9 protein-coding genes are annotated in these 13979 nt (G+C 49.2%); 7 read left to right on the top strand and 2 right to left on the bottom strand.

Annotation, left to right across the window (positions count from 1 at the left end):
• The first annotated feature begins 423 nt into the window (after positions 1-423).
• Together V0Z78_RS18760 and V0Z78_RS18765 are read left to right on the top strand one after the other, a co-directional pair.
• Entirely contained in the window at positions 424-1524 is a 1101-nt protein-coding gene (locus tag V0Z78_RS18760; RefSeq protein ID WP_336346212.1) for a LeuA family protein, read from the top strand.
• A 148-nt stretch (positions 1525-1672) separates the two neighbouring features.
• Positions 1673-3610, top strand: a complete 1938-nt coding sequence (locus tag V0Z78_RS18765; protein WP_336346242.1) for an aconitate hydratase — start codon at positions 1673-1675, stop codon at positions 3608-3610.
• Between the two features lie 533 nt (positions 3611-4143).
• Here V0Z78_RS18765 and V0Z78_RS18770 read toward each other — a convergent pair.
• Complete coding sequence (locus V0Z78_RS18770; protein ID WP_336346213.1) at positions 4144-4581, bottom strand: universal stress protein; 438 nt, start codon at positions 4579-4581, stop codon at positions 4144-4146.
• 1048 nt (positions 4582-5629) lie between these two features.
• Here V0Z78_RS18770 and V0Z78_RS18775 point away from each other — a divergent pair.
• From V0Z78_RS18775 to V0Z78_RS18790, 4 genes are all read left to right on the top strand, one after another.
• A complete protein-coding gene (locus tag V0Z78_RS18775) occupies positions 5630-6625 on the top strand; it encodes a Bug family tripartite tricarboxylate transporter substrate binding protein (protein ID WP_336346214.1) in 996 nt (331 codons plus the stop codon).
• A gap of 80 nt (positions 6626-6705) precedes the next feature.
• The gene (locus V0Z78_RS18780) at positions 6706-7188 is read left to right on the top strand and encodes a tripartite tricarboxylate transporter TctB family protein (RefSeq protein ID WP_336346215.1); all 483 of its coding nucleotides are present in this window, start codon (positions 6706-6708) and stop codon (positions 7186-7188) included.
• Between the two features lie 8 nt (positions 7189-7196).
• Positions 7197-8675, top strand: a complete 1479-nt coding sequence (locus tag V0Z78_RS18785) for a tripartite tricarboxylate transporter permease (protein ID WP_336346216.1) — start codon at positions 7197-7199, stop codon at positions 8673-8675.
• A gap of 1144 nt (positions 8676-9819) precedes the next feature.
• Entirely contained in the window at positions 9820-10794 is a 975-nt protein-coding gene (locus V0Z78_RS18790) for an LLM class flavin-dependent oxidoreductase (RefSeq protein ID WP_336346217.1), read from the top strand.
• 69 nt (positions 10795-10863) lie between these two features.
• On the opposite strand, the gene V0Z78_RS18795 is transcribed toward V0Z78_RS18790, so the two are convergent.
• Entirely contained in the window at positions 10864-12051 is a 1188-nt protein-coding gene (locus V0Z78_RS18795) for an iron-containing alcohol dehydrogenase family protein (RefSeq protein WP_336346218.1), read from the bottom strand.
• A 238-nt stretch (positions 12052-12289) separates the two neighbouring features.
• Here V0Z78_RS18795 and V0Z78_RS18800 point away from each other — a divergent pair, with 238 nt between their 5' ends.
• Entirely contained in the window at positions 12290-13060 is a 771-nt protein-coding gene (locus tag V0Z78_RS18800) for an SDR family NAD(P)-dependent oxidoreductase (protein WP_336346219.1), read from the top strand.
• Positions 13061-13979 lie beyond the last annotated feature (919 nt).

A 13979-nucleotide genomic window follows, 5' to 3' on the forward strand; every position in this document is an offset into this window, starting at 1 on the left:
AGTGCGCATAGAGGGCATAGGTGTCATCGCCGAAATCAAGAATAACGGCGTTCCCATCTGCCTCCTCAAGAGTAATTCCGGCTGGATACTCGCCCGGAACGTTCTTAGTAATCTCATCGATTACGGTATGTACAGTACTGTCAGCAACCGCAATCGCCTCCTCCCCGTAGATAGTGTAACTCTCAAGGTCCTGTTGTGCCCCATTGTAGAGACGATCCTTTGCATCGAGTTGTTCGTAATCTATAGTATATCGCTGTGCAAGCCAGATGCGACCATTAATCGGCAGTGCCGCTCGCGTGTGGCGAATCGCGTCACAGCAGGCATCAGCCGCGACGCGAAAACCTGCTATGTAAATAATAAAACATTTATTTATACTTGCACAGTCCCCCTCAATCTTAACACCTCGTGAACCATATACGACGCATGGTTGAGTTCAAGGACCTCACACTCCGTGAGGGTTCGCAAGTACCAGGACTCCACATTTCGACGGAAATGGGCACACAAATACTAAATCATCTCGCTACACTACATATTGATCGTGTTGAGGTGTCGTTTCCTCGTGCACATGCGCGCGAGTCTTGGTATCGACACGCCGATGATCTTGGACTCCGGACGGCGGCGCTCGCTCGGGCGATATCAGGCGACATAGATGCAGCACACGCTGTTGATCCCGACGAGATCGAGGTCATTATCAATAGCTCTGATGTCCAACTTGAGCACGCACTCGGGAAAACACGTGAAGAGGCCTGCGACATACTCGTTTCAAATGTAGAGCGGGCACTCAAGGGTGGCGTAGACGTAGGCGTGACCTTAATGGACGCAATTCGCGCCGATAACGACTTCCTGGTTACAACCGCTCGCGCTGCCATTGACACAGGCGCTAAGCACATTACACTCGCAGACACAACTGGTGCCGGTATCCCCAAGGAGGTCTACGAAACCATCTCCGTAGTCACAGATGAAATCGGTACGGAGGGTGGGATTGCAATTCACACCCATGACGATATGGGCATAGCGACCGCAAACGCAGCCGCCGGTGTAGCAGCGGGTGCCACAAGCGTCGATGCCACGGTCGGCGGTATCGGCGAACGCGCAGGGAACGCGCCCCTTGAAGAGATCGCAGTATTGCTTGCTGAGCGGGGCGATGACCCTGAACTCGCACTTGACGAACTGGTACCTATTTGTCAGCAGATCCATGAAACACTCAATATTGATATCTCCCCCGGTAAACCGATCATCGGCGATCGTGCTTATCGCCATGAGAGTGGAATGCATACTGCAGCGATTCTTCAAGAACCTAGCACTTACGAACCATTTGATCCTGCAAGTTACGGTGGCCAACGCGAACTCCTCTTTGGGACCGACACAGGACGTGGAGCAGTGCGTGCTCTCCTTAAAGACGCCGGTATTGAAACAACTGACGAAGCTATTACAGCACACCTCACAGCGCTAAAGAAAGCTTCTGAACAGGCAGGCGAACCACTCACTGAGGATGATGCGCGCCGTCTAATTCGAGATGATTGATGGCACAGATCGTTTGATTATAGAGACTCCCATCTTTCACCAATAATAAGTTGTTTTTGTGGAATATTGTGTCTGCTACTCTTGATAGCTTTTGACACCAATCGGTGACAGAGGTGAATTTATACATATGGAGCGCGACCCTATGTATATGGCTAACACCCCTCAGACACTCACAGAATCTATTCTCGCAGACCATCTCGTTAGTGGATCGCTCAAACCGAATACGGATATTAGTATCAGCGTTGACCAAGTGCTACTTCAAGATGTACTTGGGCCGCTAGTTTGGATGGAATTCGAGGCATTAGAGTTTGATAAGGTTCAACCTAACCTTGTTGTAACCTATGCTGACCATCAAGTATATGAATTTGATCAACGAGACACGGCCACGCACCGGTACCTCCGGACGGTGGCACAACACCATGGTGGGTATTACTCAAAGGCTGGCAACGGTATTTGTCACCAAGTTCATCGAGAACGATTCATCAAGCCAGGATGCACGTTGCTTGGTAGCGACTCCCATTCGACGACTGCCGGTGGATTCGGTGCCTTCGGTATCGGGGCTGGTGGTCTTGATGTCGCCGTCTCAATGGGCGGGGAACCGTATACCTTTGAAATGCCGAATCGTGTTAACGTTCAGTTGGTTGGTGAACTCGATAAGTGGGTCTCAGCAAAGGACGTAACTCTTGAACTCTTGCGTCGACTCTCCGTTGAAGGGGGCGTTGGTTCAGTTATCGAATTTACTGGCCCTGGCATAAAAACTCTCTCAGTCCCTGAGCGATGCACTATCACGAATATGACGACTGAACTCGGTGCGACTACTAGTTTGTTCCCGAGTGATGAGCGCACGCGGCGACATCTCGCCCGGCTTGGTCGCGAAGGGGACTATCAGCCCTTGACAGCCGATGAGGGAGCAGAATACGATGAAAGTATTAAAGTAGACTTATCTGATATCGTTCCCTTGATTGCTGCGCCATCAATGCCTGACAACGTCGTCCCGGTCGCGGAGGTTGCCGGTACTGAGGCTGATCAGGTGATCGTCGGCTCTTGTACAAACGGCTCCTACACAGATATCGCCACAGTCGCGGATATCATTGCAGGGGAATCTGTTGCCGCTGAGACAGATATGGTCGTCATTCCAGCATCTAAACGAGCGTCTGAGCTCATAGCTAGGGAGGGCAAGATTGCGGATCTCTATGCTGCAGGTGTAAACCTCTCAGAAAGTACCTGCGGTGCGTGCATTGGCCAGGGACATGTACCTGCATCTGGTACTGTGAGTCTCCGCACGTTTAACCGCAATTTCAAGGGCCGATCTGGTAATGAAGAAGACGCTGTCTACCTCTGTTCGCCAGAAGTGGCAGCAGTGAGTGCTGTTTATGGCGAGATCACTGATCCACGCACGACCGGCCTTAAGCCGCCTGATATCACGCTACCAAATGATATGACTGGTTCAAATGTTGATATTCTCTCCCCAGACGCGAATGTTGAGGTTCAGCGCGGTGAAACTATTGGTCATGTACCACTACGAGAGCCGCTCACGAGCGACCTCTCTGGTACGCTGCTGCTAAAGGTAGGTGACAATATCTCAACTGATCATATTATGCCTGCGACAGCCGAAGTTATGTCTCTTTGGTCAGATCCGCAGGCTGCTGCGGACTATACTCTAGCACGTATCGATGAACAGTTCTCTGATCGAGCGCGCGCCGCTGATGGCGGTTGGATCGTCGCAGGTGAGAACTACGGCCAAGGATCTAGTCGAGAGAACGCAGCACTTGAACCCGCCGTACTCGGCGTCAATGGGGTGCTAGCACAGAGTTTTGCACGAATCCATGTTGCCAATCTCTTCAATTTCGGCGTGATACCACTGACCTTCGAAAATCCCGCCATCTATGAGGAGATTCAGGAAGGAGATTCACTTGAGATCATCGACGATGTTGCGATGGGTATCACGAATGGACAGGAGCTCTTCACAATGGAAGTGAACAATGATTGGCAATTTGAGGTTCGATTGAAAGGATCTGAACAAGAACGCGTCGTGCTGGCTGGAGGTGGAAAACTTCAGTATCTCAAACAACAGCACACTGACTAAGCCATAGTGAATTCCAATATGGATGGCAAGCGGAGTAAGGCGCCGGAGACGAAGACTTAGAAGGCGAATGTCTGAAACACAAGATACCCAGTCCGGTCTCGAATGGCAAGAGAGACAAATCGTAACTGTGCAAGGGGTTTCATTGACACAAGGATAATCACCGTAAGCGTTGGAAGGTTCTTATGATATATCCCGATATACCCTGCGACCTCGCCAATCGCACTAATTCGTATTTTGCTGCGCACAGTAGGGGTGGTGCGCGCTTTTCGATTCGAATAAACAGCGTACACCGCGCCGCATTACCAGGTTCCGAGAAAGGGTGGGTTAGAGTTTAGACACTCGCACCACGAGGATTGCGGGTGATTTGAATCCATGTTCAATCTACATAGTTCGATAGGTCAGGTCTGAGTATAAAATTGGGGCTACATTCCAGGTTGAAAAGAATAATACGTTAGAATAGGACAATCTGAGGTTAAAAACCCAAATATTAGACAGTCAGACAGACTCTAGCCTGTATCTGAATATTGGCAGAATTACTTATTTCCATCGTGCGTCACTACAACGACGGGACACTTTGAATTGAGGAGTACGGATTGGGTGACACTTCCGAAAATGGCTTTTCCCGCTGGCGAACGCTTTCGTGGTCCGAGAACGATGTATCGAACGTTGTTTTCGGTGGCATATTGCAGAATTTCGTCCTTCGGATTGCCCATCACGCCGACGGTTTCACCATCAATGTCGAGTGATGCCGCCGCCACCTCTGCGATCTCTTTGGCTGTCTCCTTCACCTCGTTGATATCGAGCACGTTGCCGGTTTGGTTGACGTTAGTTCGTTCGAGATCGACGAAGTCTGAACGACTGAGTACGTGGAGTACATGGACTCGCTCGTCGAACGCCCTCGCTAAAGCGGCTGCTTCCTTGAGGACATTTTCAGCTTTCTCTGAATTGTCGACTGGTGCAAGGATTACCATATTCTCATTACTCGCGTTGCAGGTATTAATATTCCTCTTATAGAGCGGTTGACTAGTCGATTTGTGTTATCAAGGGTGCCGTCGAATCGAGTTAAGTCGAGTTCAAGCCAGCTGTGGCCAGACAATACTCAGGTGCTGGGGTCCCAGCCGACGAATTTATCACCAGTCTCGATTTCGATGCCAAGAGCATCGATAAAGTTGCCGAGGGCAGCATAACTACCTGCCGTCACTACGATACCGACAATTGTTCGATCATCAAAGTGCTCCGAAATGGCCTTGTAAAGTGGCTCCTCGACTCGTCCCCGAGCGACGGCTCACGTGTACGCCATCAAGATCTCTTCTGGCATTGAAAACGGTATTTGACCGTCTCTTGCGCTCGCTCTGATCTCCGCCTTAGTAATGCCAACGTTCATCGCGATATTCACGTGTTCATGCCACTCATACGTCGACCGTATCTCCGAGGCAGCAGTCAGGATGACAATATCATCTATCTGACAGGACAAATCTGCCCGAAGTGAGCTGAAGAACCGTCAAAGACCTCTCAATACGACTGGATTATTTCCGGTTCCTGCGTACACGTTGGCTGCCTTATCCGGTTGGAGAGATAAGACAAGAAACTCTCGATATTCTGAATCCAATTCATCTTCGGTTAGGTGTGCAACGCGTGCCATCACTCCACAAGAGACGGTGAGAGGATGATTATTTCCCATTAACAATTATCATTGATAATTATTTATATTTCATTCTATATTACAATAGATATATTTTATCTTAATCTCTCTATAAAGTCTCCAGCCTCAAACTGGCTAATCGAACGCGTAGACTATGATCGTTTAAGGCCCGTAGTGTTACTGGACACAACGGGAATGTTTCTACTGAGAAACCTCATTGATCGAATGGTCCAAGAATCGTTCAGTGACGCCGTCCTGCAAGACTATCTTGGTGAGCAGAAAGCTACGACAAAACATGCACTGACCGAATTCTGTACAACGCAGATCGACTTACTATGGCATAAACCTTATATATAATAGCTACATTGGTTGTTCCCATGGTTGGTATTAACAGACGTAGAGCTCTTACCATGATCAGCGGAGCTGCATTTACGGGATTAGCTGGTTGCGGTGGTCTTGGTGGTGGTGGCGAGGACTTTCCGACACGGGATATTCGAACCATCGTCCCATACGGACCTGGTGGTGGCGTCGACGCGTACGCTCAAGGTTACACGCCAGCGGTATCGGACGAGCTTGGTGTGAATATTGAAATTGACCACATCGAAGGCGCGGCCGGACTTCGAGGCCTTGGTGAGTTAGCGGGAGCCGACCCGGATGGATACACCATTGGGCAGGCGTCTCCACCAGCGGAAGTCCTTCCAGCGCTGCTTGAGGATCCAGGGTTCGACCAAAGGGAACTCACCGGAATCGCTCGTGTCGGCTACAGTTCCCTCACAGGGATTGTCAATGCTGATCATGGTATCGAGTCGTACACCGATCTAGTCGATGCGTACCAAAGTGGTGAGTTCTCACAGTGTGCCGGTCTTGGAGAGGGCGGACAACAGCACGCCGCCGCGCTGACCGCCCGCGATAAACACGGTCTCGATTTTGATTCATACGTCGCCTACGGCGGGACCGGCCAGGTCGAGGAAGCCGTCGTGAGCAATGAGGTTCCCTTCGGTTTCGGGACTGACGCTGGATTCCTGTCTGCGGTGGAATCAGACTCTGCGTACCCAGTCGCGATTTTGAGTGCCGAACCGAGCGGGGTCTTCCCTGATTGGCCAACGGTGACTGACGAAGGGTTTGAAGACATCAGCTTCATCGGTGTACTGCACCGAATGTGGATGGCGCCGCCCGATACTCCCGACGATATTCAACAAACCCTCCAGGATGCGTTCGAAACAGCGTACAACAGCGATCATGTTCAGCAGTGGTCGGAGGACACCGGTAACGCCATAACCTTCGACGAGGGTGAAGAAGCCGAACAGATGATAACGACGATGTATGAAGAGATTCCTGCAAACGTCGATATGGAAGAACTAGCCGGTAATTAGACGTCTAACCCCCATACATCAATCACATGCTAGAAAAATACCAAAAAAAGGCTAATTCTGAGCAAATGCTACTGATATTAGTGACGGGAATAAGCGTGTATATGTTCGTTGAATCATTCACTTTTCATCCAGATGCCGCTAACTTTCCTCAAATAATGTCGAGTAGTGTTATAATTTTCGGCATATTATTGCTATTCAAGAACTATCTTCCGGAAGCTATTCAGAAATATTTGATGCAGGAACAGACAATCGACGTGGGGTCAGTCGGGGATGACGAGATCGAAGAAGATCTTGAAGAAACCGGTGAGAAACTCAAAGGAAGTGCGGAGGCCTTAGATCGGCCAATTCATCCCTCACTTTTTACCACTATTGTAACAATTTTGTATCTAGTTAGCTCGTACCTATTTGGCCTGTTCTGGATGACCCCCATCGTTGTCGTTGGATACCTCGTTTGGTTCAAGCAACCGTGGTGGAAGATCGGTGTTGTGACCGCAGTCTCGATCATCGCCGTGTACGGGTTTATTGAGCTCCTGAATATGAGATTCTTCAGTGGAGTGTTGTAATAAAACCGATGTCTCTTTCATCAGTAGGTCAGGGACTGCAACTCGTCCTTAGCTGGCCAACAATAGGTTTTGTCATCTTGGGCGTCTTGCTCGGCATATTCATTGGATCGCTACCGGGGCTCGGACCCGATCTGGGAATGGCAGTTATGTTGCCGCTGACACTCCCACTCGAGGGTCTTGATGCGATTATCCTACTCGTGGGCATCTATAGCGGAGCACTGTATGGTGGAAGCATCTCGGCCATTCTAATTAACGTTCCCGGGACGGCAGCGTCCGCTGCAACGACGTTCGACGGGTATCCGTTGACACAGCAAGGAAAGGCGCTCGTCGCGCTGACGACGTCCGCAAGTGCGTCCGCGATTGGCGGGTTCTTCACCGTCCTCGCACTCTTTGCGCTGTCCCCGGTTTTGATTGGCGTCGTACTGGCGTTCGGAACTCCCGAGTACTTCCTCATGGCCGTTCTGGGTCTCGCGATGATCTCAGTCATCGCGAAAGGGTCAATATTGAAAGGGTTGTTTATGGGTGCCTTCGGGTTCCTGATCGCCACTATGGGTGTTGCACCGATGGTTTTTCAGCGACGCTACACCTTCGACACTATTGCCCTATATGATGGGCTTGATTTCGTCGCTATACTCATTGGACTGTTCGCTATCTCCGAGATGTTCAAGCTGGCGAACCAGGAAGGGGGTATCTCGGGTGGACTTGAGTTACAGGGGAAAGTATCCGATGGCGTTCGGAATATTATCACCTACAAATTTCTCATGCTCAAATCTGCATTCATCGGAATGGGTGTCGGCTCAATTCCAGGAGCGGGTGCGACCGTAGCGAACTTCCTCTCGTACGCAGAGGTTGTTCGAAGTGTTCCCAATCCAGAGATCCCATTCGGAGAGGGAAACATCCGAGGACTCATTGCGTCCGAGGCATCGAATAACGGGACCGTCGGTGGGTCGTTGATACCAACCTTCTCGTTTGGTATTCCGGGAAGTGCATCGACTGCGGTTCTGCTCGGTGGACTATTGATGCACGGTCTGCAGCCTGGGCCACAGTTGTTCTCCGCACAGTTACACGTCACCTATAGCGTATTCTTCGCACTCCTACTTGGAAACATTTTGATACTTATTATTGGACTGGGATTTGTCTCCTACGCTAGTCACCTAACGAGGATTGACACAGAACTGATTATTCCGATCGTCATCGTCCTTGCGATGGCTGGGAGTTTCGCGCTGCGAAGAAACTGGCTTGATCCCCTGACTATTGTTGTTCTGGGGATCGTCGGCTACTATATGTACAAGAACAATTACTCCGTCATTGCATTCATTCTCGGGGTAATCCTCGGTCCGATCGCAGAGGAAAACTTCCACCGGAGTCTCGTGCTCTCGGAGGGGTCATACGCCATCTTCGTCACGCGGCCACTTTCTCTTTTACTGGTGCTCGTGACGGTACTTGTGCTTATTGGGCCAGCTCTCAATGACCGAATCAAGGGCTGAATTTGAAAGCTCCTGTTTCGATACTTATGCACAATCTCTAGAAGGGTAGTGTAGATACATCAATCATTCACTAGTTCTTAAAAACTGAAGCAAGTTAGAAAATAGACATTCCAACCGCCCCGGTACATCGTTCTCACGATAGTCATTTTCTTAGAGCTCAAAACACACCGCAGAATCACGACTGGACGCTCTTCTCTAGAATCGAACTGAATCTCTTCGTTGTACCCCTGCTATGTCAGCTGACGCTCACCATGATTGAATATTCTAAGCAGGATTCTTTTCTGTTCTAGTAGTGACGGCAGGCGTATACCTCACTGTGGGATCATCTATCGAAGACCAACATAGCCGGCGCACTCATCAGTTTCGACCTTAGAACTCGGACAGTAGCTCAGGCTTTGTTTGATGGCGTGAGTTCCGTCTCCACTTCATCGGAGTTGGACTGAAAGCTCATCTGACACTATCTGCTTGCAGTGTATTCAATCATTTTCTTCGATATTTGTAGATCGCCAAAATAAGACGTGGCTCTCACATTTGGGCTGATAGAGGTCAGTATCTTCACACGCATCGGAAGCGGGTATATAGCGGATTGAATGGATATCAGCGAATATACTTTATGTCACTACTACTCCTCATTGGAAAAACCGTGTCTTAGCGTCATTCGTTTCAATAATCTACGTCGCGGCATTGCTCTTCGGGACCAAACTGGTATCATTACTTCATATTCAATTTATTCTCTTCATGAGATTAGAATTACTATATAATCATCGGATAATCAATGTCTTGTTCGGACTGTTCGTGCTTGAGTAAACCCTTTAGAACTGACGATTAACAATCTTTTTCTGAAAATTCGTCAAAATACACCGCTCTATTCTTACTAACTTCATATAATTATACTATAAATATGATGATTGGCAGTATTATTATCCACATTCAGAAGTATCGCTTGGAATTTATCGCTTACGTTGAGTTCACGACTCATCTTGAACTGTCGGGCCAAAAGTAGGGGTGCTTGCGAGGAGAGGCCAGCTCAATCATGTTAAGCGATCCTTTCCAAGACCTCATAGAGTAGGCATCCACGCATTAGTTACCGTTGTTATTATAACATGAAACCAATCTATATATGGGTGCGTACAGGTGTTTGCGTATGCAACTCGGGGTCGGCCTACCATCGTTTGCCAGCAGGACGCACGCTATTCCACCGGACCGGTTCCGGCGGTACGCACGACTTGCTGAAGAGTACCGATTCGCCGGCGCATGGGTGATTGAACATATGGTTAAACCACCGTCCTACGCCACATCTCTTCTCGATCCATTAACAACCCTATCAGTCGTTGCAGGGGAAACAAAGACCCTGCCAGTCGGTACAAGCGTCATGCTGTTACCCCTTCGAAACCCAGTCTTGGTCGCAAAACGAGCTGCGACGCTTCAGCACCTCTCGGGTCGACAGCTCACGTTAGGAATGGGAACAGGATACGTCGAGGCAGAATTCAACGCAGTTGGAGTACCGATGGCTGAACGGTCTTCCCGCTACCGCGAGGGGATTGAATTGATTCGGCGGTTGTTCGACGAGAACAGGGTCACGTTCGATGGAGAATTCTTCTCCGTAGAAAATCTACAGCTTGAACCAAATCTTGGGCAACCGCCACGGATTCTCGCGGGCGGTGGCGGCGTCGACACCGCTGAGGGTCGCCAAGTGCTTGATAGTGTAAAAAAGAGGTTGCTTCATGCCGATGGATGGATTGCAGCCCCACGCTCTCCGGAAATCCTCAAAGCAGATTGGAGTCATTTCGCATCGTACCTCGAATCAAAGGAGATTGACCCAGACGCTATGGACAAAGTCGCCCTCCAGTATCTCCATCTTGTTCCTAGTGAGGACCCTGAAAAGGTACGCCGAACCCAACAAAACGTCTACGATCGGGTGATCGGTGCAGACCGGTCCGTAGACCACGCAACGGCGAACTGGTTAACCGGAACCGTTGATGAGGTGAAAGAGACACTTGAAGCGTATGAATCGCAGGGATTTGACGAAGTCATATTACATCCAATGAGTACAAATCCTGCCGAACTCGACCGTCAACTTCAGTTGTATCAACAGTTTTTACTCCCTGAGTACCCCTAGTGCAGCGATTTGCCCTTGACATCAGTAGATGGATTACCCCCTCAAGAAAGTCTTAAGGTTCGGATTCCGTTACCAAGCATCGCGAAGCACTGCTTCGATTTCGTCAGCTGTTGGATCAAGCCCGTCTGGCCCTTGTGGCAGGATCCGATCATTCAAGATATACTCTGCAGTTTCCGGGAAGTCGGCATCAGTAAGTATATCGATATCGCGGAGGCGTGTTGGTAGATCCATGGAATCACGGACGGTGGCAACTTCCGCGATAATTGCTTCGGCGATCTCTAAATTTGATAGTGGTGTGGGGTCAATACCGAGTCCCTCAGCGAGTAGTTCTCGCCGACCGTCAGTGTTTTCGAAAATATATCGAAGGACGTGTGGGACTAAGATGCCGTGAATTTCTCCCTGCTGGACAGGATACCGCCGTGTATATCCGTGTGCGAATGCGTGAATCACCGACAGCCGACGCTCAAATTGGACCAGCACGATACCAATAACTGCACGTTCCATGGCTGTGGCATCATCAGGGAGCTTCGGCAACCCATCGTGCATCATTTGAAGTCCACGTATTGCGGTGGCATCGGTGATCGGCGTAGATTCGTTCGAATAGATCCGTTCAAGACCCTTGTTGAATCCGTTCATTGCCGATCCGGCAAGGGCACCCATGGGTGTCGTCTCGAAGAGGTTTGGATCATAGAACATTGCGGTTGGATCTATTGAGCCGCCGCCAGTAATTGTCTGTCCAGTTGGAGATTCCTCAGCCGGAAGCACCTCGACTACGCTTCTTGTTGAAATATCAGCTCCGGCGAACGTCGTGGGGACAACAATTAGCGACGTGAGTGGCTGCATCGGCTCAGGTGGTTCGAAGTTCTCTTCACGGGCCATCTCTCGAAATGTATCCAATGATCGGCCATCAGCTTTGAATACGCTCATCTGTCGGGCAATATCGAGACTACTTCCGCCCCCCACGCCGATGAGCACATCAGCATTGGTATCGTGCATAGCTGCAATTCCGTCGTAGACGGTCTCTATCAACTTATTAGGTGTAGTCTCGTCGAATACTCCATTGAGCCGGTCGCCCAATCCCGCTCGTAGCGGGTCCATTAGGTCTTCATTTGATCCAACGTTCGATCCGCAGACAACAAGAGCATTGTTCAGCCCTTTCTCTTCAAGGTATGTCTCTATGTCAGCAATGCGCCCGCGACCGTAAATAATATCTCGACCATAGTAATCAAATTCGAACGAATCTTGGATTGGTAACACTATTTGAGATATGTCTGATACGTGTATAACTATTGCGTTAAATGAGCCTAAGGTTTGAGTCCCACCGATCCCACCGATTGGGTTTCCGAAATACTCGCCCGATCTATGCTCACGAACTAGCGTTGTGTTGGCTACTGTCCGAGCCGGCTATCTCATTGAACTACCACTCGCGACACTATCTACGACTTGATCGACAACTACCCATGTGCTTATATACAAATGCGTTTATTACCTTCGCATGGATTTCAGTGGTAAAACTGCGCTCGTGACCGGATCAAGTCAGAACATTGGGCGTGCAATCGCGATAGGAATGGCTGAGCGGGGGGCAGATGTGGGCATCACTGCTCGGAGCAACATCGAGGGATGCGAGGAGACCGCACAACAGGTAGAAGCCACGGGATCGGACGCAGCTGTTGCACTTGCCGACCTGGCAGATCCAACGGATATCGAGGAGATGGTCACCTATGTTCGCGAAGAACTCGGACCAATAGATATCCTTGTGAACAACGCGACCTACCGGCCGATCAAGCCGTTTCTGGATGTTGAACTCGAAGACATCGACCGGGTTCAGGACGTAAACTTCCGTGGACTCTTCTTGACAACCCAGCACGTGGTGCCCGACATGCTAGACAACGCTGGCGGAGCAATCGTGAACCTCATTGGCGCGATGGTATATCTCGGTCGTCCCAGCCACACACACTCTTACGGAACGAAGATGGCTATCGAAGGGTTGGTCCGACAGTTGGCGACCGAACTAGGCCCGAGTGGGATTCGAGTGAACGGACTCTCTCCAGGATTGATTGATGTCGGACGCGAGCAGACCGCCGAGTGGCAACAAATCGAAGAGAAGGTGATCGAAGCGACTGCCCTCCGACGACTAGGTACAGTCGAAGAGATGGCCGACGTATGCTGTTTCCTCGCGTCAGATCATGCATCGTTCGTCACAGGCCAGGTACTACATGCAAACGGCGGAACCTATCCAATACCGAATCTATTGCCAACTGAGTAAGAAGGGACGTTGACACTGAGAGATACTGCTACGATTTCTTATTTATCAATTAGAATGAATTTCTGGTTGTCGGGGTCGACCCAGCAGGATTGCGGTCGAATGAGGTGGGATTGTCGTTAGACTGTTTGAGCATGAGGCAATACAGCTGCCGGCGAAACCTATCATGAGAATTTCAATAGACGTCAATGAAGACGTCCAATAACATTGACGCTGAGTAAGAGCCGGCTCAACTCGGGTCCTCCTCGGTAAGGTAGTGCTTGATCAAGACGGTGAATTCATACTGCTTTATGTTGCCAGCTTCAGGCAGAGTACAACGTCTATTTCGATGAGGATCAATTTTGATCTCAAGAATAGATATAAGTATTGATTAACACTAATTCCGATATTTGAAATTGAGTTCTTCGGGTGGTAGATACGCCAATATCAACACTTACGGTATCCATGTCCACGTGTTCGTTCCTCCTTAGTACCTGGTTTCCACTCTCGGTGAACTGGTTCAAAGACTCCTGCTAGAGGTATTGAACGTACATTACTGTAATCACTCACTGAATTCTCATGGTGCAAATAGCAAGAAATGCATCAAAAATCACCATGTATATTCACTAGACTATAGTATTATTTTATATAATTATTCATTATATCTCCAATCCTGGATGGTTACAAATGTATATCTGTAAATCCACGATTCGTATATATGAAATACGCTTAGCTCCGTGTAACCGTCCATCTTCTGCTTAATTAAATCAACATTTTATAATAACTAATATATCGGAGTAATAACGGCTCTGTTTCAGAAAGCTCTTAACCAACTTCTTGACTACGAATCCGTAGCGCTCTTTGACTATTTTCCATAGAGTGAATTATAAATAATGTAGTTCCGGGTTATGCCTGTGAAAGATAAAACCAAGTAATACCCTTA

It is taken from the genome of Halalkalicoccus sp. CG83 (assembly GCF_037081715.1).
Taxonomy (GTDB): domain Archaea; phylum Halobacteriota; class Halobacteria; order Halobacteriales; family Halalkalicoccaceae; genus Halalkalicoccus; species Halalkalicoccus ordinarius.